The organism is Paenibacillus sp. S33, assembly GCF_053615415.1.
Map to the genome: position 1 here is coordinate 3,244,563 of NZ_JBSIEZ010000001.1, position 23,308 is coordinate 3,267,870.

At 46.3% G+C, this 23,308-nt stretch carries 24 protein-coding genes and 1 riboswitch; of the genes, 1 reads left to right on the top strand and 23 read right to left on the bottom strand.

All coding sequences use genetic code 11. From position 1 onward, the window contains the following. Positions 1–9: 9 nt before the first annotated feature. From ACWGXJ_RS14940 to ACWGXJ_RS14950, 3 genes are read right to left on the bottom strand one after another with little or no spacing between them, the layout of a single operon-like run. The gene (locus tag ACWGXJ_RS14940) at positions 10–540 is read right to left on the bottom strand and encodes a spore maturation protein (RefSeq protein WP_013310760.1); all 531 of its coding nucleotides are present in this window, start codon (positions 538–540) and stop codon (positions 10–12) included. Positions 541–547: 7 nt separating this feature from the next. Then, on the bottom strand, positions 548–1,291 hold the full coding sequence (locus ACWGXJ_RS14945; RefSeq protein ID WP_452567065.1) for a nucleoside recognition domain-containing protein: 744 nt from the start codon (positions 1,289–1,291) through the stop codon (positions 548–550). A gap of 59 nt (positions 1,292–1,350) precedes the next feature. Then, complete coding sequence (locus ACWGXJ_RS14950) at positions 1,351–2,613, bottom strand: D-alanyl-D-alanine carboxypeptidase family protein (RefSeq protein ID WP_452567066.1); 1,263 nt, start codon at positions 2,611–2,613, stop codon at positions 1,351–1,353. A 206-nt stretch (positions 2,614–2,819) separates the two neighbouring features. On the opposite strand from ACWGXJ_RS14950, the gene ACWGXJ_RS14955 reads away from it, so the two are divergent. Then, positions 2,820–3,542: a protein-glutamine gamma-glutamyltransferase gene (locus ACWGXJ_RS14955; protein WP_452567067.1), complete on the top strand. Its 723-nt coding sequence runs from the start codon at positions 2,820–2,822 to the stop codon at positions 3,540–3,542. Between the two features lie 92 nt (positions 3,543–3,634). Here ACWGXJ_RS14955 and ytfJ read toward each other — a convergent pair whose 3' ends face one another. The 20 genes from ytfJ to ACWGXJ_RS15055 form a co-directional block, all read right to left on the bottom strand. Further along, positions 3,635–4,126, bottom strand: coding sequence for a GerW family sporulation protein (ytfJ, locus tag ACWGXJ_RS14960; protein ID WP_254351441.1), 492 nt, complete (start codon positions 4,124–4,126; stop codon positions 3,635–3,637). 166 nt (positions 4,127–4,292) lie between these two features. Further along, on the bottom strand, positions 4,293–5,006 hold the full coding sequence (locus ACWGXJ_RS14965) for a DUF2953 domain-containing protein (RefSeq protein WP_061829235.1): 714 nt from the start codon (positions 5,004–5,006) through the stop codon (positions 4,293–4,295). Positions 5,007–5,172: 166 nt separating this feature from the next. After that, the gene (scpB, locus tag ACWGXJ_RS14970) at positions 5,173–5,784 is read right to left on the bottom strand and encodes an SMC-Scp complex subunit ScpB (protein ID WP_452567068.1); all 612 of its coding nucleotides are present in this window, start codon (positions 5,782–5,784) and stop codon (positions 5,173–5,175) included. Next, positions 5,753–6,547: a segregation and condensation protein A gene (locus tag ACWGXJ_RS14975; protein ID WP_029517304.1), complete on the bottom strand. Its 795-nt coding sequence runs from the start codon at positions 6,545–6,547 to the stop codon at positions 5,753–5,755. The genes scpB and ACWGXJ_RS14975 overlap by 32 nt, the downstream gene beginning before the upstream one ends. A gap of 173 nt (positions 6,548–6,720) precedes the next feature. After that, on the bottom strand, positions 6,721–7,185 hold the full coding sequence (gene ribH / locus ACWGXJ_RS14980) for a 6,7-dimethyl-8-ribityllumazine synthase (RefSeq protein ID WP_023989205.1): 465 nt from the start codon (positions 7,183–7,185) through the stop codon (positions 6,721–6,723). Positions 7,186–7,263: 78 nt separating this feature from the next. After that, positions 7,264–7,947 (bottom strand): 3,4-dihydroxy-2-butanone-4-phosphate synthase, encoded by a 684-nt coding sequence (gene ribB / locus ACWGXJ_RS14985; RefSeq protein WP_029517303.1) that lies wholly within the window; start codon positions 7,945–7,947, stop codon positions 7,264–7,266. A 60-nt stretch (positions 7,948–8,007) separates the two neighbouring features. Continuing rightward, positions 8,008–8,673, bottom strand: coding sequence for a riboflavin synthase (ribE, locus tag ACWGXJ_RS14990; RefSeq protein ID WP_165177259.1), 666 nt, complete (start codon positions 8,671–8,673; stop codon positions 8,008–8,010). Positions 8,674–9,003: 330 nt separating this feature from the next. Beyond that, positions 9,004–9,177, bottom strand: a riboswitch (FMN riboswitch). A 68-nt stretch (positions 9,178–9,245) separates the two neighbouring features. Next, the gene (locus ACWGXJ_RS14995; RefSeq protein WP_013310772.1) at positions 9,246–9,713 is read right to left on the bottom strand and encodes an IDEAL domain-containing protein; all 468 of its coding nucleotides are present in this window, start codon (positions 9,711–9,713) and stop codon (positions 9,246–9,248) included. Positions 9,714–9,932: 219 nt separating this feature from the next. Next, positions 9,933–12,221, bottom strand: a complete 2,289-nt coding sequence (locus ACWGXJ_RS15000; RefSeq protein ID WP_452567069.1) for a thiamine pyrophosphate-dependent enzyme — start codon at positions 12,219–12,221, stop codon at positions 9,933–9,935. Next, positions 12,221–13,234 carry a 2-oxoacid:acceptor oxidoreductase family protein gene (locus ACWGXJ_RS15005; protein ID WP_452567070.1) on the bottom strand — a complete coding sequence of 338 codons (1,014 nt, stop codon included), beginning with the start codon at positions 13,232–13,234 and terminating at the stop codon, positions 12,221–12,223. Before ACWGXJ_RS15005 ends, ACWGXJ_RS15000 begins: the two co-directional genes overlap by 1 nt. Positions 13,235–13,485: 251 nt before the next feature. Beyond that, positions 13,486–13,920 carry a peptidylprolyl isomerase gene (locus ACWGXJ_RS15010; RefSeq protein ID WP_013310775.1) on the bottom strand — a complete coding sequence of 145 codons (435 nt, stop codon included), beginning with the start codon at positions 13,918–13,920 and terminating at the stop codon, positions 13,486–13,488. A 162-nt stretch (positions 13,921–14,082) separates the two neighbouring features. Beyond that, positions 14,083–15,450, bottom strand: a complete 1,368-nt coding sequence (gene lysA, locus ACWGXJ_RS15015) for a diaminopimelate decarboxylase (protein WP_250268718.1) — start codon at positions 15,448–15,450, stop codon at positions 14,083–14,085. Positions 15,451–15,560: 110 nt separating this feature from the next. Next, on the bottom strand, positions 15,561–17,246 hold the full coding sequence (locus ACWGXJ_RS15020) for a spore germination protein (protein ID WP_250268719.1): 1,686 nt from the start codon (positions 17,244–17,246) through the stop codon (positions 15,561–15,563). Between the two features lie 25 nt (positions 17,247–17,271). Beyond that, entirely contained in the window at positions 17,272–17,694 is a 423-nt protein-coding gene (locus ACWGXJ_RS15025; RefSeq protein ID WP_039271000.1) for a stage V sporulation protein AB, read from the bottom strand. Beyond that, a complete protein-coding gene (locus ACWGXJ_RS15030; RefSeq protein WP_039270998.1) occupies positions 17,691–18,344 on the bottom strand; it encodes a stage V sporulation protein AA in 654 nt (217 codons plus the stop codon). Before ACWGXJ_RS15030 ends, ACWGXJ_RS15025 begins: the two co-directional genes overlap by 4 nt. A gap of 176 nt (positions 18,345–18,520) precedes the next feature. Beyond that, complete coding sequence (gene sigF / locus ACWGXJ_RS15035) at positions 18,521–19,276, bottom strand: RNA polymerase sporulation sigma factor SigF (protein ID WP_023989213.1); 756 nt, start codon at positions 19,274–19,276, stop codon at positions 18,521–18,523. Positions 19,277–19,287: 11 nt separating this feature from the next. Then, positions 19,288–19,743, bottom strand: coding sequence for an anti-sigma F factor (gene spoIIAB / locus ACWGXJ_RS15040; RefSeq protein WP_039270996.1), 456 nt, complete (start codon positions 19,741–19,743; stop codon positions 19,288–19,290). Beyond that, the gene (gene spoIIAA, locus ACWGXJ_RS15045) at positions 19,740–20,093 is read right to left on the bottom strand and encodes an anti-sigma F factor antagonist (RefSeq protein WP_013310782.1); all 354 of its coding nucleotides are present in this window, start codon (positions 20,091–20,093) and stop codon (positions 19,740–19,742) included. Before spoIIAA ends, spoIIAB begins: the two co-directional genes overlap by 4 nt. A 96-nt stretch (positions 20,094–20,189) precedes the next feature. Further along, positions 20,190–21,383, bottom strand: coding sequence for a D-alanyl-D-alanine carboxypeptidase family protein (locus ACWGXJ_RS15050; RefSeq protein ID WP_250268720.1), 1,194 nt, complete (start codon positions 21,381–21,383; stop codon positions 20,190–20,192). A 213-nt stretch (positions 21,384–21,596) separates the two neighbouring features. Further along, positions 21,597–23,240, bottom strand: coding sequence for a glycosyl hydrolase family 28-related protein (locus tag ACWGXJ_RS15055; protein WP_452567071.1), 1,644 nt, complete (start codon positions 23,238–23,240; stop codon positions 21,597–21,599). Between the last annotated feature and the right edge of the window lie 68 nt (positions 23,241–23,308).

A 23,308-nucleotide genomic window follows, 5' to 3' on the forward strand; every position in this document is an offset into this window, starting at 1 on the left:
ATACAGAAATTAAAATACAAGCAGGCAAATGGCAATGGCTGCCACAAAACCAACCACATCTGAAAATAGTCCTACCTTCAAAGCATACCGTCCATTGCGGATACCTACCGCACCAAAATATACAGTTAGCACATATAGCGTCGTGTCTGTGCTGCCCTGAATCGTTGAGGCGATCCGACCGATCATGGAATCCGGGCCATAAGTGCGAATTAGATCCGTCGTGAACGCAAGTGAACCTGTGCCCGTCAATGGACGAAGCAAGCCTAAAGGCAGTACCTCACCGGGTACACCCCAGTGTTTAATCCATGGGGTTACCCAGGAGATCAAATAGTCTAAAGCGCCGGATGCTCGAAAAATGCTAATCGCCACCATCATGCCTACGAGATGAGGAATAATGCTGATGGCGGTAGAAAAGCCGTCTTTGGCTCCATCCACAAAAGAATCGTAGACAGGTACCTTTTTAGCATATGCATATAAAGGAATAAAAGCGAGAATAACCGGAATGGCCCAAGTCGATACGAGGTTTATAAAATTAAGCATGCCTCCCTCATCCTTTCCAAGTGGTGTCCCTGCCCTTGGTAGCCGTGATTCCCGTTCGCGGAACGGCAGGTGAAGATACGGGCAGCGTAGTTGAAGAGGCAGCAGATGTTGGTGCTGATGAGGTGAGTGGTGCCAAGGATGTCTGGGACGGCGGAATCGCTGGAGGACGGCGGCGCAATTCTCGACTACGGTACCAACGGTCCGCCGCAATTGCGGCAAAGGTGGCTATTGCGGTCGCTACCAGTGTCGTACCAACGATTTCTGCCGGATGTGCGGAATGAAAATTAAGCCGTATCGCGATCAACGTCGTAGGAATAAGCGTAATACTGGCTGTATTCAGGGCGAGCAGCGTACACATGGCTGGTGTGGCGGTTTGCTTATCTGGATTGAGCGTCTGCAACTCTTGCATAGCCTTGATTCCCATCGGTGTGGCTGCATTCCCCAGACCCAGCAAATTGGCGCTCATATTGGACAAAATGTAACCCATAGCGGGATGATTACGCGGAACATCAGGGAAGAGAAAGGCAACCAAAGGAGAAAGCAGCTTGGATATTTTCTGTAAGAGCCCACCATCTTCAGCCAGCCTCATCATGCCCATCCAAAACACCAGCACACTTATCAGTCCAAAGCACACTGTAACCCCCGTAGTTGCCCCGTCAAAAGCTGCTTTCGTCACCACCTCAATATTTCCCTGCGCGGCAGCAAATACAAATCCAATACAAATCAAAGCCACCCATATGAGATGAATCATGGCTGATTCCTCCTTTTCCCAATGATGTGACACGTCCCAGTTCTAATTTCCTACTTGCCCTAGGCTCCAAACAAATTTTTTAGGATTTCGTTCCATCTGCTCGTCCAACCTTGTTGCTGAGTATTGTTCGCAGGATCTTGTGCAGTTGGAGCCTCTTGCTGTGGCTGTACGGTACTTTGAGCAGGCAGCTTACTACCTTTTTCATACACAGGAACAGAACCGATAAGTTTACCTTTTAAAAGGAATTCGACCCGCCCTCGTAAGCCAAAAGATACGTCCGCTCTGTCTGCAGAAGCAGAATTTTTATACAACACCAGTCTTTTGTGCAACTGGGTCTTCTCACCATCATGTAAAGGATAGGCAAAGCTTGTACCTGTTAATAGTGGGTAACCATCGATAGGTTGCTGCTTGTCCGTAATCGGAATGAGCGGATAATATCGGAATCCGTAATCAAGCATACGTGCATGATCGTTCCAATCGTCCCCGTCATTCAAGGTAACGGCAGCGAGCTGGCGACCGTCCCGTGTGGCAGAGCTGACCAGACAACGAAACGCTTTTTTGGTAAAGCCTGTTTTCACACCGTCAGCTCCCTCATACAGCCGCAGCATTTTGTTTTTGTTGTGCCATGAGTAGTCCCAAGAATCGTTGGGATTCGGTGCTTTTTTCAGTTCTGTTTTTACGATACGGGCAAAAGTTGGATTATGCAGCGCATAAGCAGTAAGTCGGGCCATATCATTGGCTGAGGAATAATGTCCCTCGGCATCCAGCCCGTGAGGATTAGCAAAATGTGTGTGGCTTAGCCCAAGCTGAACCGCCTTGTCATTCATCAAATGGACAAATCCCTCTTCCGTCCCCCCCACATGCTCAGCAATGGCAGAAGCGGCATCATTACCAGAACGGAGCATTAAGCCGTACAGCATATTTTCCAGCGACATTTGTTCACCCATTTGCAGAAAAAGCGAGGACCCTTCTTTGGCATACGCGGTTGGACTCACCTTTACCCGGTCCTGCAAGCGTCCATGTTCAATGGCCACGATTGCAGTCATAATCTTGGTCAGGCTGGCAATACGTAGCTCCCGGTCACCCTCGGTAGAATAAATGATTCTTCCTGATGTGACATCAATTAAAGAAGCAGCCTGTGCATGGGTTCCTAATGCGGGCGGCGCTGCTTCTGTTTTTATCGCTCCCCGAACGGGCTGTGGACTCAGCAACGTAAGCGGCAATGACAAAATAAGCAGAAGCACCAGCGGCAAAACAAATGCGCGTGCCTTATTCAAAAAATAGCTGTGGTCCGCGTGAATGTGTTGCTTTTTTTTAAACATTTGGATTCCTCCGGTTTTGAGCAAGTCTTGTACCATTCTATGTCCAAGCTGTTCAAAGTATGTCCACCTTTATAACAGAAAATTCCTTTACGGGACAGCCATTAGCTGCTCTCTTTTTGCTTTCTTTCTGCATAAACCAAGCAACTTGCCCTCCCGAGTACATATATATTAGTTAGCAAAGTTAAATATGGATCGGGGGTTACATCATGCTGCGTCTCCAGTTTGAAATGATTTTAAGATCGCGGATTGTAGAGTCCGCAGAAGCATTGCATCGAAGCAGTGTATCCTTTGCCACTTTTGCTACCGCACGTTGCAACCAGCAATTTTGGGATTTAACGGAAAAGGGTGGTTTTCAGATTAAAGCAGGTGTCACTCCGGCAGAGGGGATCAGAGACATTTTTTTAAACGGTCATCAATACGCTTTTGAATGTGCAACAGCTATGGTTATTGTGCTGTACAAAGGAGTGCTGGATTCCATTCTGGTAAGTGAGTTTAATCGGATTTTTGCAGATATGCTGCTGTATGACTGGCACTATGACAGTGACCTCAGGCTCATACAGCAGCAAGGGAGTCATAAAGCAGCTCCTGGCGATATTCTGTATTTCAACAATCCGGATGTGTCGTCTGAAACATTGGAATGGAAAGGTGAAAATGTCGTTAAGCTGAAGGAAGACTTGTTTTATGGACATGGGATTGGCATCTTGCCGGCGAAGGGTATTATCGATTCCCTGAATCAACATCGTCGGCCGGAAGCCACGGTATCTGCTTATTTGACGAATGAAGTGGTCTATCCGGACTTCATCTACTTATCGCAGTTCGCTACCGAAGGAATTCGGAAAAATGAATTGTCGCTGCATACTTTGTATCACCAGGAATACAGTCACCGTATACATGCTGTCATTGGGGGAAGGCAGTATATTCTGGGATAGGACCAAGTGTAAGCAGAAAAGAAGGTATTCCTTAGCCTATACTCGGCTTTGGGATACCTTCCGGAGAGAACGCATTTCATTTCCAATGACTTTTACAAGTAAGCCGGTCCAGAATTACTTTGATCAATATTAATATCTACAGGTACCTGTGGAGGTGGAGTCTGCACGTTGCCGCCTGTATTCTGGAAGATAGACTGAACCTTATCAATCAGGTATGGGGTAGAGTCAATGAGTTTCTCAATCAGATGCGTTTGATTGTCCAATGGAACGATTTGTGCCCCCTGTTTGCCAACAACCAGAAAAGCAATGGGATGAATAGATACACCACCACCGCTACCGCCACCAAAAGGATGAACTTCCTTCCCGCTATGATTACCGGAAGCCGAGGAAGTATGAAGTGCCTCTTCGTCTACGTTAAAATCACTTCCCCCGGCAGCGAAACCAAATCCTACCTTACTGATTGGCAAAATAACGGAACCATCGGGTGTTTCCACCGCGTCTCCCACAATCGTATTCACGTCTACCATGGCTTTGATGTTTTCCATTGCGGTTTGCATGAGCCCTTGAATCGGGTGATCTGACATGATTAATTCCTCCTCTGCTTATCTCAAGCGTAGATTGCCTTTTCTTTCGCTATTGTGCGCAAGGGTTCAAGGAAATATGTATGTCATCCGATTCGGTTATGTCTTAATCTGGAGGACACTGAAATCCCAAAGTTCAGAAAGATTAAGTTTCACCACACTTCATTGTTTATCTTTCATTGTTAGCTTGAAGATCTTCATTTTTTTTGAAAAAAACCCGCTTCCATGCCTCGGGTCCACCCGGAACGCGCCATATGCGGTAAGCTAAGATGAGCATGGAGAAAATTAAATAGCCGAGCGATACGTTTGCTTCACAGTTCAAAGTGGTGGTAAAACGCAAGCGATCCACCCAATACGGCACAACATACAGCTTAGGGGTACAATCCATGCGCACAAAGCTGGAAGCAAAACCGATCAAGGTCGTTTTTAATCCCCACAAAATACCGGTTGAGGTAGCTGTATAAGCCGCGTCAGCAAGACTAATGTTGGTGGACCACTCCATTTTGGACATCGTCACATGTGCCAATGTATGTCGCAACCATCGATTGAAGGATTTCGTTCCCTTGAGCAAAACCCGTATATCATATATAAATTGCTTGATTTTTTCTGTATCAATATTACCGCTATCCACGGAAGCATCCGTTTTATGTATGTTTTTGTTGCGATCAAGCCGATAGAGAAGCCCTTTTTTCAAACCTGTTATGAGAATGGCCGGAACATCGTAATTTATTTTAATCATCCCGTATAGAAATCTGATCTCTAGATGCGCCCGATCATCATTGTCATGTTTGGCAATATCCAGCTTCAATCGAATACGAGAGAGCAGAATAGCCAGCACAAGTAATATAACGACGATGATGGCGATACTGATCCATTTCCACACTGGCGAGTCCTCCCTACCTTTTTGCTATAAATATCATGGCAAAAATAGTATGACCGTTCGCCGGAAAATCATGCATCTTAAATACCAACAGCCAGCCCCTAAATACTTGAGGACTGGCTGTCTATTTGAAATTTTACATAAGTGAGCCGCAAGATCCGGATGAACTTTATTGGGATTCAAGATCCAGATCGTTGGCTGCAGGCTGGCTGCTCTCCAGACGCTCGAACAATAATTGAGTCTCTTCCTCCAAATTGTCCGAATCTTCGAACAACTCCGGTTGTGGTAGTTCTGCCAAAGAGCCCAGACCGAAATAATCCAAAAATGATTTCGTCGTTCCGTACAATATTGGCCGTCCGATGGCTTCAGCTCGACCTTTCTCTTCAATGAGCTCCTTGTTGACCAGTGTATGTATGGCCCGCTCGGATTTGACCCCCCGAATCTCTTCGATTTCAACTCTTGTAATGGGCTGGCGGTAGGCCACAATGGCCAGCGTCTCCAAAGCAGCTTGAGACAGTGAGGCACGTGCCGGAGAGTATGCGAGCTTTTCAAAGTAAGGTGCATGTTCGGATAAAGTTGCAAGCTGATAATGACCGGCAATACGGACAAGTTGCAGGCCTCTTCCCCCCTGCTCCATGTCCTGCTTCATATCTTCCAGGCACTGTTCAACCAGCTCTTGCTGCTGCTCTACAATGTCGGCGATCTGCTTGGTGGACAACCCTTCCTCTCCTGCGAGAAACAGCAGTCCCTCAATAATTGATTTCAGCTTCAGATAATCCATTAACCCGTAAATCCCCTCTCCACTCCATTACAATATCATCGAAAAGCTTCTCCTGATAACAGAAAATTTGCTTCATTTTCATCAGTTCAAGGATAGCCAAAAAGGTCACAACCACTTCATGCCGATACATATCCTCATGCATCAGCTTAGAGAACAGCAGCCGTCCTCCATTCCCCACCATCTCTAAAGCTCCGATAACTTGCCGGATACGGTCCTTGACTGAAATTTCGTCCCGATGAACACGAGTTACCGTCGTACGTCGTTCTGCTTTGCGCAAAGCACGCTGAAAGGCCGCGACCAAATCGCTTGCATGCAGCCCATGTACCGGATTTACGGGTTCAGTAGGCAGGAATGCGCTTAGATCTTCTGGCTCCTTGCCATAAATTAGACTCCGCTCCCACTCACGTTCACTTAGATGGCGAGCAATCCCTTTATATTTACGATACTCCACCAGCTTGCGGACCAGTTCCTCACGTGGATCATAATCCTCTTCCTCATAAAAATCCAAATCGTCATATTCCATCACAGGTGGCTTGGGAAGCAACAATTTACTCTTAATAGATAAGAGCGTCGCCGCCATCACCAGAAACTCGCTCGTAATGTCCAGTTCCAGCTCCTGCATACTGTGCAAAAAAGCCATATACTGATCAGTAATATCGCTAATCGGGATATCCTGAATGTCGATCTCGGCTTTATCAATCAGATGCAACAGTAGATCCAGCGGACCCTCGAATGTTTCCAGCTTGTAATTTACGACTGTCAATGTGCTTCCCCCTGCCTTACTCCAATCATCATTCAACAATACCTTTCCCTATAGCACTTATGCTCTACGTTATCAATCCCTCTTTCTGTAGTATATACGTCATCGCCTTGCTTAACAATCCAATCCCTTTTTCACCTTGCAGTTTATAGCGTTCTATTCAGCTATTCCTATAATTAAAATTGCTTGCCGAGATTGGCCATTTCAATCGCAGCCAATGCAGAATCCCAACCTTTATTACCAGCCTTCGTACCTGCTCGTTCAATAGCCTGTTCAATGTTTTCTGTAGTCACTACACCAAAAATAACGGGCACTCCCGTTTTCAGGCTGCTCGCTGCCACACCCTTGGCCACTTCATTGCAGACGATATCATAATGTGAAGTAGAACCACGGATGACCGTACCCAGCGTAATTACGGCATCATATTTGCCACTTGCAGCCATTTTTTGTGCAATCAGTGAAATTTCAAATGCACCCGGAACCCAAGCTACATCAATTTCATCTTCCTGTGCACCATGTCGTTGAAGTGCGTCAATTGCGCCGCTTAACAGCTTGCTCGTAATAAACTCATTAAATCTGCCTACCACAATACCATATTTTAAACCGTTCGATACGAGATTACCTTCTAGAAAACGTGCCATGTTTAATCAACCTCTCTTAGTTTAATTATTTAGGGACTTCGGACAATACTTCAGATTACTTGGAACCAAGATGTATTTTTACAATGACAAACGACGACGGTAGTCCACCAAATGCTGAATACTGATCAGCTTCAATTGATGTCGCTTGGCGACCACTGCCAGATCAGGCAGGCGGGCCATTGAGCCATCTTCCTTTATAATTTCGCAAATGACCCCAGCAGGCTTGAAGCCACTGAGTCGGGCCAGATCAACAGCCGCTTCAGTGTGACCAGCACGCTGCAAGACACCACCATCGCGAGCAATCAGCGGGAACATGTGACCAGGCTTGCGGAAATCACTGCCTGTAACTGCTTCGTCTGCCAAGGCGCGTACAGTCAAGGAGCGCTCGGCCGCTGAAATACCCGTTGTTGTCTCCATATGATCTACCGATACCGTAAAGGCAGTACCGTGGAAATCTGTATTTTGCTCTACCATAGGATGCAATTCCAAGGCCTCGGCTCTTTGTCGTGTAATTGGCACACAGACCAACCCGCGACCTTCTGTAATCATGAAATTAATGACCTCAGGCGACGCTTTTTCAGCCAAAGCGATAAAATCGCCTTCATTTTCGCGCTGTTCATCATCCACTACAATAACAACTTTACCGTTTTTTAAGTCCTCCAACGCTTCTTCGATGGAATCCAAACGAATCTCTTCGTCATGTTCCAACTCGCCATGCTCTATGACGTTTGCCATTGCACTTGTTTGGCTACCTCTATCCATAACACTTTCCTCCTTATGTCTTGTGCCACGAATGCTCCTAAACAGGCTTACCCTTCAATATCAGGCAAAGCCGTGTTTCGCCAAATAGTCCAAACTGAGAGGAGCTTCTTCTACTCTCTCCGCCTCCGCTGCACCTCTGTAATTTAAAAGCTGTTCTACATATTTGCCCAAAATATCGCATTCGATATTGACGGTATCTCCCTCACGTTTGGCTTGTAAGGCCGTTTCGGATAAGGTGTGGGGAATAATGGATACGGCAAAGGTATCTCTCGTACGCTGTGCGACTGTGAGGCTGATACCATCAATTGTGATTGACCCTTTGAGAAGAATATATTTAAATAATGTTTGATTTTTAGGCTCAATTTCGAACACAACTGCATTCTGATCTGATGTTACCCCGCGAATCGTTCCCGTCCCGTCCACATGTCCTTGCACGATATGTCCTCCGAACCTTCCGCTCGCCGCCATCGCTCGCTCCAGGTTGACTCGGCTGCCTGATCTCAACTCTTTCAGATTACTGCTGCGAAAGGTTTCCGGCATCACATCAACCTTAAAGTCTTTCGTACCGATCTGTATCGCCGTCAGGCAAACGCCATTCACTGAGACACTGTCTCCTATTTTCAAATCGCCCAACACCACGGAACCCGAAATCCCCAGCACCATCGCTTCACCGCTTTTGGAAATAGTTTGAATGCGACCCACTTCCTCGACCAATCCGGTAAACATGCCTTCACTCCTTTCCACTACATTTCAGTTTATCCCTAATTCATCAGCTATAAGCGCAAAAAACCCCCAGTTCGGATTCAATCCGTCATGGGGGTGATGAGAGTCACATTTGTAGTATACAAGCGCAGTTCATATGCATCTTAAGACGACATGAAATCATAGGTTTGCCAATAGAAAGCATGACTGAGGATACAACCAAATACGCTCTGAACACCATCAAAAAGAAAGCTTAAGCAAGCTATCGCCCGATGCTGTCCTACAACGAAATAAGCCGTACGCACAATTGAGTATGCTAAAAATCGGCACATGTCACGTCATGCACATGCGCTTCGTATCCTTCTCCCATCCAGACTATACTGTCGGTCCCGGATTTGCACCAGGTCCACCTTCTGCCGATCATTCAGCATCCGGGTCACGGACTAAGCCATGCTGTTTCTCACAAAAACGATCCACAAACATGTCATCACCGCCGGTGGGGAATTTCGCCCCGCCCCGAAGGATCTTGCTCTTATTTAATTGAATTAACATTAAACTTGTTACGTATATTAGCACCGACTTCTAAAAAAAGCAAGTTATCTAATAGAAGCTCCTGCTTTGGTTTTGACATATTGGCTGGAGAGTTCTTCAAACCAGGTTTTATCATTCATATGAAGCGCCAAGTCAATCAGATCGGCCAGTTCCTCGACTCCCAACTCTGTTGCATGATCAAAGGTAATTACGGCTGAAGCAACCGGTCCCCGTCCTTCCTCAGAACATGCTTCATAATCCAGTCGCACATCAACATGTCCGTCAATAAACTCGCATTTCAGAAAATAAATAATTTCGCACATTAAAATGGGGCGTACCTGTGTTTCTAACACGCAATCCATCACCTTGGCAGAATAATGCTGGTTCGTCAGCGTGAATTTGTGTTCTGTCGCTGCCAACGAAGCCCGTCCAAAATCATCCGTAAACTTTAGCTCCACTGGCTTGATGTTCATAACCTTAGGGATCTGCTTCTTTATAATTTCGATTATTTCAACTGTATTCAGCTTAATCATTACCTGCACCTCATTGCATCTTAAAATTCAGAAGAAAACTTTTTAACGTGCCTCTTATAGGCCTCCACTCCTATATCGGAAATCATTACCTGTTTTTTTATGCTTCAACCCATAAACGACAAAAAAGATTCTTTGCGCAATAAACGCAAAGAATCTTGATTGAACCACTACAGTAACAGCGGCTAACAATGTTAATCGATGATTATGCAAAAAACGTAATTATAGCTCTGAAATTTCATGTTTCTTTTTCAGGATAGTCCAGCGACGCTCAATCTCCTGCTCAAAGGTAGCCAGCGTAGCCTCCTCCTTGAGAAGATGCTTCGTTTTACCCATTAATTTCAACCATTCAGCAGCTGGAATCCGTTTTCCCTTGTCTTCCGGATTGTACGTAATCGTCGTACTGCCTTGCTCTATTTCGTACAAAGGAAAGAAACAAGACTCGACTGCAGCGCCCACAATGCTGGTGCCCAGTCTGTCTTCGGATTTCCAATTCAGCGGGCAGGCGCACAGGATCTTACCATAGGCCGTACCCACGTTGTTCGCATACCATTGAGCCTTGGCTGCTTTGCGCAGCATATCCTGCGGATGACTTTCAGCTGCTGTAAAAGCATACGGAATGTTACAAGCAGCCATGATTTGCACGGTATCCTTGTGATGTCCTTGCTTTCCTTTTTGCATTTTCCCTACACCCGACGTACTGGTCATGTGACCAACCGGAGTGGAGTATGATTGCTGTGAACCTGTATTCATGTACCCTTCGTTATCATATTCCAGCATGATCAGCCTATGATTGCGCAGAGCCGCACCAATGGCAGAACCCATACCTATATCCATCCCACCGTCACCACTGATCATGATAAAGGTCGGGTCGTCCGACATTTCAATTTCATTACGGCGCTTCATTTCCATATAAGCTTCCAGCGCTCCTGAAAGTGTAGCGGCCCCGTTTTGAAAAAGATTGTGGATCATCGGTTGTTTGTGTGATGTATATGGATACCCTGTCGTCGTCACATATACGCAGCCTGTCTGGAACAACACGACAATATCCCCTTCAATACCTTTGAAAAACAGTTCCAGCGCAGACAATGCCCCACATCCTGGGCAAGCCCCGTGACCTGGTGTAAGACGGCGTGGTTTGGTTGTCAACGACCGCAGGGGTGGTACCTTGACTTTGAGCTTCCCGGTCGCCTCGTCCGGCGTAACCTGAATCAGGCCCGTACGGTATGCATTGCCACGTGGCGGCTGCATAACTTGCGGCATCACCTTGTCCGGTGAACCCGGATTAATACCGTAATAATCAAAGGGCTTCTCCGCTCGTCCGGCCTCTGCCGCCTCAATCGCAAGCTGGAAGAACGCCTCTGCATCTTCCGCATAAAAATCCTTGCCGCCCAAGCCAAAGATACGGCTCAACACGAGTGTCCGATTCAGTGGATCCTCCTGCAAGGCCGCCTTAATTTCATGCGTTAAATTCCCGCCGTCTGCCCCATACGAGTCTGCACGTTCACCTACCAGCAGCGCCTTGACATCACGTAATGCTTCCCGCAGTTGTGCGGCTGGGAACGGTCGGATGATATTCGGACGTATCACACCAGCTTTAATCCCGCGCGCACGGAGTTGATCCGCCACATCCTTAGCCGATTCAGCCGCCGAATTCAACAGGAATACCGCGACCTCAGCATCCTCCATTTGATACAGATCTAAAATCGGGTATTCCCGACCGGATAAAGCGGCATATTCTGCTGCTACCTGCTCATATACTCCTTCTGACAGCTTCAGTGCTTCGGACAGCTGAACATGATTATTCGTCAGGTCATCACCATTCATATGCGCACCTACGGTAACAGGATGATCAAAATCAGTAATATTCGGATAATTTAAGTTCGGGTTAGGACCTACAAAACCGCGCACGGTCTCAGCATCTGCAAAATATTGCACTTTACGTTTTTGATGGGACGTATAAAAACCGTCATATGCAACCATTACAGGTAGCCGAACATCGCTATGCTCTGCGATTTTTAGTGCCATGATGTTCATATCATACACAGCCTGTGGTGTACTTGCCGTCAAAATGACCCAGCCTGTATTCAAACCATAGTACAGATCCGAATGATCCCCGCGAATATCCAAGGGACCACTGACAGCTCGTGTCACCAGATTCATAACCATTGGAAAACGGGTACCTGACTGAACAGGTAACTGCTCCAGCATGTACAGGAAACCTTGCGAACTAGTGGCGTTCACAACCCTCGCTCCCGCTGCGGCAGCTCCATAACAAATCCCTGCCGATCCGTGTTCTCCGTCTGCTGCAACCAGCTTAATATTATGCTGACCTCTCGTTCTCATCTGATCCAAATACTGCGCTACCTCAGTAGATGGAGTAATCGGGAAATATCCCATCATATGATAATTAATCTGCGCAGCCGCCGTAGCTGCCATTTCATTACCGGATTCGAACGTTGTCACTTGCGCGGCGCCTGTCTGTTTGAGTTCTTCCTCCAGTTTTGCCATTACGCACGCCCTCCTTCATATACCGGAAATTGGTGGGCAACTCGATTCCGTTCCGCCCATCCCCATTGCTCCCGACGCGAGCTTAATGCCCCCGATGGGCAAATATCTACACATTTCAGACATCCTTTGCAATACTGGTAATCAATCCCTTGCAAAAATGGCATCATTCTTCCGCGTTTGTCAGCTTGCTCTTCCCATACAAAACAGTAATCCGGGCAAATCGAATCACACTTGGCACAATGGGTACATTTATCAGCTTCATATTCAGGCACATACCCCTGACGTGAACCACTAACATCTCTCGTCATGCTGTTTCCCTGAGTTGCAATAACGCCCCCCAGTAGTTGCGTTTCGTATCCCATCAATGGCTGCGGACGTTCAAAAACCCGATCCTCTGCGTCATCAGTAACTGGATATACGTGCAGTTCCATTTCCTCATAACCACGGTTAAATGTACGGAGATTAGGTTCCACTAACAGTGGATTTTTCTTTTCAAAGGTACTGCGTATAACCGATCTCATCGCTTCCGGGTCCAGGAAATCACAGACACGGAACAAGGCACCGAGCATGGACGTATTTAGTTTGGTCCGCTCTTCCAGTGCGATGCCCATCGCATCCACCACCGCTAGTGTACCGGATACCAGTCCCAAATCAGCCCGTATTTCTTCTGCTGGACGCGTGGAATTAACCACTACAATCCCATCCGCTGGCAGTCCGCTGATTACATTTACCGTTTTGTATAACGTTTCATGGAAAATGCCTACCACATGCGGTTGCTCAATCGGACTGTGATCCCGAATATCGACCTCCGGCTCACAGAAGCGGACGAAGCTTTTAACCGGAGTTCCCTTTTTTTCCGAACCGTAGGACGAAAAATTTGAAGCATTCAGCCCCAGACCAAGCACCCCGGTTTCGGCCAACATTTTGCCAGCCAGATTAGCGCCGAGTCCACCAATGGATTCCAGCCGGATTTCAAAAAATCCGAGTCGATTTGTGCGCGTTAAAATAGACAATGTGATAAGCCCCCTTCTTTTCCAATCCTTACTGAGTTTGAATACTCATATAAAATAAATGGAAAATGCATTCTTATCGAAAGGCTATCACAACACTTACTTTTCGAATGTGATCTAACGCACTGTAATGCCTACGTGATTGCGAAAATCAATAAACCGTCAAACAAAAGACAACAAAAGCCGCCCTGTCCAAAGACAGAACGGCTTAGGTGCAACGCTATTTGAAAAAGATCATGTAATTAACGGTAAAATTACACGTCAAATACTTTAACCTCTTTCATTTTGTCGCCTTGTTTTACAGCATCAATGAATTCCATACCTTTGGTTACTTTACCAAATACAGTATGTACTCCATCTAAATGTGGTTGTGGAGCGTAGCAGATAAAGAATTGGCTGCCACCTGTGTTGCGACCTGCATGAGCCATGGACAGAACGCCTTTGGCATGCTTTGTTGTATTCGTAGCTGTTTCACAGTCAATCGTGTAACCAGGACCGCCTGTACCGTTACCGATTGGACAACCACCTTGAGCAACAAAGCCCGGAATGACACGGTGGAAGCTCAAACCGTTGTAGTAACCGCTGTTTGCCAGCTTTTCAAAGTTAGCAACGGTGTTTGGAGCTTCTTCTGGGAAAAAGTCAATTTCAACGATACCGCCGTTTTCAAGATCTATTCTACCTTTTTTCATTGTTTGTATCTCCTTTTCAACCTGTTTTGAGAACTAAATAACATCAAGTTCCAGTTTACTATGAATTGCCGCGCTTAGCAAAGTCTTGTCCAAAAAAAAGAGCCATTGTCCCCGGTGTATTATTACCGACTCAATGGCCTGCATGATCTTACAATTCTAAAATCAGGACGAAACGGTAATCTTGGCGTTGGGCTGAACCACTGGACTAGCTTGATCACGAATCAAGCGCTGTGGCACAACATCGTTGCGTACGATATCTTCGTAGGTTTCCCGACGCACTACCAACTCGGCCTCACCGTTGTTGACAAATACAACTGCTGGTCGACGTATTCGGTTATAATTACTCGCCATGGAGTAATTGTAGGCTCCGGTTGAGGCAACAGCGAGCAAATCGCCGCTATTTATACGAGGCAGCTCTACATCCCAAATCAGCATATCGCCGCTTTCACAGCATTTGCCCGCAATGGACACCGTCTCTTCGTTCGTATCCTGCGCTCGGTTAGCCAGCATCGCTTCATACTTGGCCTGATACAGTGCAGGGCGTGGATTATCTGTCATCCCGCCATCTACCGAGATATATTTACGTACCTGCGGAATATCCTTGATGCTTCCTACCGTATATAAGGTCGTACCTGAATCGCCTACAATACTGCGTCCCGGCTCAATCCAAATTTCTGGAAGTTCATCGTAAAGTCCTGAAAAATAAGTTTTCACCGCTTCGCCGATAGCCTGTACATAGGTTGATACTTTCAGTGGTGTGTCCTCTTCTGTGTAGCGAATGCCAAATCCCCCACCCAGATTAATCACTTTGAAAGAAAACTGAAGCTGTTCCTTAATTTCTCTGGAAAAAGCTGCAACCCGTTCAGCAGCCATTTGGAAGCCATTCACTTCGAATATTTGCGAACCGATATGAGAATGTACCCCCAGCAGGTTAAGATGGTCTAGCTTGATAGCCTGTTCCACTGCTTGGCGTGCTGTACCGTTTCCAATGTCAAAGCCAAATTTCGAATCTTCTTGACCTGTGGCCATATATTCATGCGTATGCGCCTCAACCCCTGGTGTAACCCGCAGTAAGATATTCACCTGCTGTTCTTTCTCGGAGGCAAGGGCCTGCAACAAATGCAACTCCATTTCGCTATCGACGACGAAGCAGCCAATTTGCGCATCTAACGCCATTTCAATTTCTTCCGGTGTTTTGTTATTGCCGTGGAAATGGATTCGCTCTGCCGGGAACCCTGCTTGTAGCGCAGTAAACAATTCTCCACTGGAAACTACGTCAAGTGACATCCCTTCTTCAGCAGCTAAAGCGCACATCGCCATAACACAAAACGCTTTGCTTGCATAAGCGACTTGAAACTTCAATCCGGTTTCACGAAAAGCTTCTATATACTCCCGGCAGCGCCGGCGGACTAACTGTTCGTCAACAATATATAGCGGTGTGCCAAAACGCTCTTTCAAAAGTGTTGTATCACAACCGCCGATTTCCAAATGTCCATTGCTGTTAATTTTACTGCTTCCATGCAAATACATGTTCTGGCGCCTCTCTTTCTGGAACAAGCTAGTCATATTCCATCGAATGTTTACACCAGTATAGCAAAAAAAACATCAAGAACAATGGATTTTTATGCAGATCATTTATATTAATGCTCTTGTCCATTGCCTGAGTTCGAATCTGTGTCGGCATCCGTATGGGGCATACGCGTATTGTCCCTCGTTTTGTTAGATGACGGGCGGTTAGGTGCATCTAGTACAGGCATGCGGAACAAGATGGAAGCTAACGCTTTGGCATTAAAAGGAATGAACGGCCACAAATACGAAGAATTATATGACCGATGCAGCGTCAGCATCAAAATGATCAGTGTCGTACCCACGACAAAGCCCGGTACGTGAAAAATTGCAACAGCAACCAGCAGGAATAGTCGAATCAGTCTATTCGCCAGCCCTAGCTCGTAGCTCGGTGTTGCGAACATTCCTATGGCAGCGACAGCCATATACAGCACGACCTCATTCACGAAAAGTCCCGTCTGAACCGCTATGTCACCGACTAGAATGGCTGCGATCAAGCCCATAGCGGAAGCCAGTGGTGTCGGAGTATGCACAGCCGCCATTCGCATAAGATCGACCCCTAGTTCCACGATGATAAACTGTGCAATCAGCGGAAGATGTGCTTCCTTTTGAGGACCGATAAAATCGAGAAACGCCGGTTTTAATTCGGGATTGATAACCATTAGCAGCCACATGGGAAGCAGAAACATCGAGGCAAATATGCCTAAAAAACGTACCCAGCGCAAATAACTTCCCATAAAAGCAGTTTGCCGATTCTCTTCTGCATGCTGACACAAGTCAAAAAAAGTGGTAGGCAAGATCATCACGCTGGGTGAGGTATCGACGAAAATAACGAGCCTTCCTTCCATAATATGCGAAGCCACGACATCTGGTCGCTCCGAATATCGTACTAATGGATATGGATTCCAACCTTTATTGATAATCGTCTCCTCTAATTGCTTATCGGCCAGAGGAATACCATCCAAATTAACATTTTTAATTTTGTCTCGTACAGTATCCACCATCACCTTATCCACAATATCGTCAATGTAGCCCAAACATACGTCTGTTCGGGTTCGACGTCCGACCTGCATTGCCTCAAATTTAAGTCCTGGATCCCGCAAACGTCGGCGCACCAAACCTACATTTGTAAGCATTGTTTCAGTAAACCCGTCGCGGGCACCGCGCACAACCCGCTCCAAAGAAGGTTCCTCCGGACTACGCACCGGATAATTACGAGTATCCAGAATAAGGGAAAATCGTTCGCCTTCCATGAAAAAGGCACTCATCCCTGTCAGCACCTTGTTAATGACGACAGACATCTTATCTGTCTTCTCCACCTGAATATGTGGAATAAAATTTTCGAAATACGCTTGTAGTCCATCCGAAGAGAGATTATCCGGCGTCAGATAGGTGAGACGCTTTAGCACTTCAAGCATGATCTGATCTTTCGCAAAGGTATTTAGGAACAGATATCCGGTATGACGCCCACCCAGTGTCATTTCCCTGAATACCACATCAAAGGTCTCCCCCAAACCTAATACTGTTTCAAGTGTATTCTTATTATCCTTCATCCTCGGCGATATATCATCTTCGTTCTGCCAGTAGCGAACGGACTCCTCTACGTTATCAGACCGCTCACTCTCTTTTTTGTGTTTAAAACGTGCGGATTCCTGCGCCTGCTTTTCCTTCCATGGACTCAACTCTTCTCCGTCAGTATGATATTCCTTTCCGATTCCCCCGTCTTCTTGATGTTGCTCTTGATCCGCTCTGTGATCCATATTCCTTGCCCCCTCGCTTTCGTTGTTAACGGTTGTATACAAACCAGTCAAATAAGGAACCCGTCACCTTGCCAAGCACCATTGCCATTAATAGGCCAAACATATACACGGTCATGTGGAGTCGCTTGGCGAGTATAGGCAGGAGATTCAACACCTCCGTTAAAGCCGCGGCGAGCAAACCAATAAACACTCCGCAAAACAACCCAGGTATCCATGTAAATATGCCCGGTAGTGGCAAGCAAATGTTCCAAAAATCGACCACAGTCCCCAGCACTGAACCTATAATCATTGCCTTTTCGTATGCACGTGATTTTTTATACGTACGGGTGAGTTGTGCTAATCGCGGCATGATATCCAGCACAATAAAAAAAGCAATTACACCGCTACCCACCGCAAGGCCCCCAGCAATACCTAAAATAATCTGAAGTGCAGCCTGTACAAATATCATGGTTTCTTATCCTTTGTGTGCAAACGGGCCATCTTTTCATACTCCTCTGCCACAACATACTGATCCACATTTTCCTGGTACAGATACATTTCCACCTCCAGCGGCGTCGGCTCCTCGTTCCAATTTTTCTTGAACAAGTGATTAAAAAAAACGATCATGCCAAAGCCGATGCCGATCGAGTAAGCAATTTGAAACAGGTACGGATGTTCATCTTTATGTCCCGTAATCATCTCCACAATCCGAACCTGTACCTCCATCATGCTAACGTCGGCATGAAAATTCATAATTGTCAGCGCAGAACCAAAAAACAGAAGCACCCATACCAAAACAAACAGTATTTTGGACGGCTTACGGGGTTTCTCCACGAGTTCCACAAGTACATGTGGCTTCCCGAGAGATTCAACTACGACCCCCGGAATATGATCTCTAATTTTTGCTATGATCTGCAGCATGTCTATCAGTATCAGATTACCGTCCTGGTGCTGCGGCCGCTTGAGAACAAGCTCAAGCAGATCCTTTTCCCATTCAGGATTAGTCAGCAGATGGGCTACATCACCCAAATGTAAATCCTGCCCTTGTATCATGCGAACACGGCTGCGGAGCCGCAAGTAGACAATAGGAGCTACTGTAGGAGCCGGACTATGAGTCATCCGATCCCCTCCTTATCCTCGTAATTATCGATTAGTATGGAACGAAGCGAGGAAACCTATTCTGTGTATTGTCTTTTATCCCACGCAAAAAAGAGTACCCCTGGCCATTAAAATGGCTTTGGAATACCCTTTTTAAATACGTAAGCATAAAGATTTCACTAAGATCCTGACTGTTATTATTGGGCAATCTGATCGCGGATCAGTTGTAAAATCTTTTTTTCCAGCCGTGATACCTGTACCTGAGAAATACCAAGCCGACTTGCAACCTCTGATTGAGTCTGATCCCGGTAATAGCGCAGGTACACAATCAACCGCTCCCGCTCAGATAGTCCGCCAATGGCTTCATTGAGTGCCAGCTTGTCGAACCACCTTTCCTGTGATTCGTCAGCAATCTGATCCATAAGTGTAATTGGATCACCGTCATTTTCGAACACCGTTTCGTGAATGGAGGTAGGCGGCTTATTGGCCTCCTGCGCAAAAACAACATCCTCCGGTGTCACTCCCAGCTCATCAGCAACTTCCTTGACTGTAGGCAGACGGTTGAGCCGTTTGGATAGCTCGTCTTTCATTTTGCGGACCTTATTGGCCGTTTCCTTCAAGGAACGGCTAACTTTGAGTGTACCGTCATCACGCAGGAACCGTTGAATCTCACCGATAATCATCGGTACTGCATATGTTGAAAATTTGACTTCGTAGCTGAGATCGAATTTATCCACCGATTTTAACAAGCCGATGCAACCAATTTGAAAAAGATCGTCAGGTTCATACCCCCGGTTCATAAAGCGCTGCACGACAGACCAGACGAGCCGGATATTACTATTGACCAGTGTCTCACGAGCCTCATTATCACCGGATTGACTCAGTGCAATAAGCCGCTTGACTTCCGCATCCTCCAAATAGCTGTGCGAAGTTTTTTTTCCTCCTGCTTCCATAGGATCAACTCCTAATTATATAAAGCTTTCTTGGATTCAATCCTTTTCTTCATCCGGACCGACGTGCCTCCGCCCGGCTCACTGACTGCTTCAAACTCATCCATGAAATTTTCCATAATCGTAAAGCCCATGCCGGAGCGTTCCAATTCAGGTTTGGACGTATATAGAGGTTGCTTGGCAAGTTCCAGATCTTCAATTCCTCGGCCTGCGTCCTCAACAACCAACGTAATCACGTCCGCTTCAATCCTGACTTTGATCGTTACGACACCTGACGGGTCGCTGTCATAACCGTGAATAATGCTGTTTGTCACCGCTTCAGACACCACGGTTTTCAAATCACTTAGCTCATCCATTGTGGGATCAAGCCTAGAAATAAATGCCGCGACAGCCACACGAGCAAATGCTTCATTCTCCGATTTGGCAGCAAACTGCAAGCTCATGAAATTGTTACCCGTGCCTTCTCTCATGACACTACCTCCAGTTCCGTGAGCGCATTTCCCTCGTTGTCATATATGGGCATGATTTTGAACAGCCCGGACATATCCAGCAGTCGGTGTACTGGCGGATTGACATCACAGACTGCCATTTTCCCGCCCTTTTGCTTGATCAATTTGTACCGTCCCAAGATAACGCCAAGGCCGGAGCTATCCATAAACTGAAGATTCTTCAGGCTGAGCACAATATGCTCGCATTGCCGACGCTGAATCGCCTCATCCATTTGCATACGGACCATGTCCGACGTATGGTGATCAAGCTCACCAGACAGCCTTACAATCAGTACCCCCCGGTGATGCTCCATTTCAATTTGCAGGTTCATGCTTACTCACTCTCCTCCCGGTCTTGGACAAGGATTTCTACGTAGCCGCAGACGATTCCTGCCCTCCGACAAAACTAGAAGAAAACCCCGTAAAATCTACAAAGAAAATAGGTTCGACATGGTACGTTTAAACAATTTCCACCATCCGGCCTTTTCGATAGCCACAGGCGAAATGATATTAAACTCCTTAAGACGTTGTCCATCCTGATAGACGACCAGCTTACCGATTGGGTCACCAGCCCGGACAGGAGCTTTGAGGCTTGGGGCCAGTTGTAATTCATGACGCAACGTTTGTTTGTTGCCACCTTTTTTCACCAGCACGCTGTAGGAACGATCAGCCTGAATTTTCAGCTCTGGCAATACGCCTTTTTCAACTTTTACGCTGCCCAGCAATTCACCCGGCTTGTATATGGATTTCATTGTATATTGAGAAAACGCATAGTCGAACATGGAAGATACTTCATTGTTGCGTATCTTCGTATTCGGCTCCCCAAGCACGACAGCTACGACGCGCAAGCCATCACGCTTCGCAGTAGCGGAAAGACAGAACTTTGCTTCTCCCGTATAGCCTGTTTTCAGCCCGTCTGCTCCAGTATAGAAACGGACAAGTTTATTCGTATTCACCAGCCAAAAGGGTTTGACTGAGGATTTGCGCAAATAGTCCTGATAGGCTCCCGTATATTTCGTAATTTGCGGGTATTTCAACAACTCCCGGCTCATAACCGCAATATCATGCGCAGAAGAATAGTGATTTTCTACGGGTAAACCGTTGCAATTGGCAAAATGCGTATCCTTGAGCCCGAGCTGCTGCACCTTGGCGTTCATCATGTCGACAAAAACCTGCTCAGACCCTGCAATTTTCTCAGCCATCGCCACAGAAGCGTCGTTGCCGGAAGCCATCGCGATTCCCTTCAGCATCTCATCGACCGTCATTTCTTCTCCCGGCTCCAAGAAAATTTGCGAGCCCCCCATTGAAGATGCATATTCGCTGGCACGAACTTTATCGGTCAGCTTAAGCTTGCCATCCTGAATGGCCTCCATGGTCAGCAACATCGTCATAATCTTGGTGATGCTCGCTGGAGGAAGCTTTTCACGACTGTTTTTTTCATAGATGACTGTGCCCGTATCTGCATCCATCAGGATCGCCGAGAGAGCCTGGGGAGCTAGCTCAGCCGCTGATCCCTCTTTGGTTTTGCTTTCAGGTATGCTTTCTTCGGCCCAACCGCCGACAGGGACGGCAGTCAAGGCTATAAGGCAAGCCAGGATGAACGCCACCACTTTTTTCTTCACAATCGGTTCCCTCCTCAACATATTGGCGTAAAGCACCGGAGCCCATTTACTGATCTCTCCGGTCTATTCGCGTGCTGCTAACCATTGTCGTCAGAATGAAAGAAAAATATTCCATATGGATAAAAACATCAAATAGCACCAAGCTGAGTCAGCATGGTGCGCTTTTTCCAATATATAAAACGACAGAACATCTATCGTCTGTGAAATAATGGTTTAAATTCGGCTTACGGTGAGATATGTGATACCGCCACCCGGTAAAATATCCATTGTATTTTGACTAAACACCCGTATATCAATAAAAGAATTCGCTTCCAGTCTAAGTTCCATTGCTCCACTCAATGCACTATAGTTCAGTCCGCCGATAACCCTATCATCGAGATAGGCATAGGCGGAGCTCCCGGCAAGCTGCTCATCATTCAGGTGAAGTGCCAGCCGTGTGCGATTCCCATCCACTTGAGGATCGGTCGAAATGTAAACTTGTATTCTGTATTTCCCAGCTCGCTTGGCTCGCCATCGGCTATTCGCCGCGTCGAATTCAATCAGCTCATCATGGTTGATTTGATTGAACTTTACCTTCTGCCAGCTACCTGCGGGGAGATTTTGCCTTGCTCCCAGGTAGGCTTTAACAAAGGTTTCGTCCAAATGCTCAATTCCGTTGTTCGAGTATTTCTCGACCAGCAGCAAAGCCTGCCCTGTCCCATTGTTCTCGTCATAACGATTATTGCTATAGCTAAAATCCAAATGTGAGCGAAGTGTCACCTGCTGTGTGGAAGAGCTACCAGAGAAAGAAATAAGCTGCTTTAGATTACGGGGATACCCTCCCACCTCGTCCACCAAAATTTTTTTGCCAATGACCACATCCACAAAATAGTTACATACGGATTGGGTGTCATCGAATTTGTCCGCTATCGCTAAAATGGAGTCACGCAAGGCCACATTTTTCGTTTCTTTGGTAGCACCAATTTGAATAAAAGAAGGCACTGTCATCTTATGCTCTCTGCTTAGTCCCTCAAACCAGCAACCTATAAATTCAGCGTTCATAAAATCATTAATTAGAATGGGAATATCATTGGAACTTCCATCCTTAATGTGCTGGCTAGCCAAAAATCTGGCTCCGTTGGAGCTGTTCAGATCCAATGCCGTATCGTTCCCCAATGTAAAAAGCGCTATGCTAGTAAACTGTGAACTTCTATTCTGCAAGTGAATCCCTGTTTTATTGTAATTAATCTCCGTGCATTTAAATAAATTCACATCACTTTCGTAGCCCCAAAAAGCCGTTTCAAAATGCTCAATTAGGACATTATCTAGGGCAACTCCGCCGCCCTTCCAATCCTGAATACCTAAAGTACCTTTGCCATAATATCCACGCTTCACTGACTGCGAAAACGGATTATTTAATGTGGATCTGTCAGCCCCCTCGTACCGGATCGATAAGTCATGAAACTGCACATTTTGAAATCCGCTAAACGATGGTAGACTTTCATCTCCAATTTGAAAACAAGGACCCGTACCATAATATTCAATCGACGTAACACCTTTGCCTTGTCGGTATCTGCCCTTATGAATGCCAAAAATGCGCACACCCTGCTTGCGAATCTGTAGGGTAGAGGTTATTTTGTACCGTCCACTGGGGATGTGAAGAATGGAATAATCGGGGGTCTTATTAATCAACTCCTGCAAAGCTGCCGTGTCATCCTGAATACCATCACCAGCAGCTCCAAACCAACTTACGTTTACACTGCGTTCAATGAATTCTTTTTCAATGGTTTTAAAATTTTCATTTAATTGCTGCGGCGTTAAGTCTTTGCCTGTACCACTCAAATTCAACTTCAAACGGTCTGTAAAATGATCCGCCACCCGAACACCCCCAGGTTTAAAAACATAAAAAGTTCCTTTTCAACCAAGCCGAAGAATTCTTCATTTTC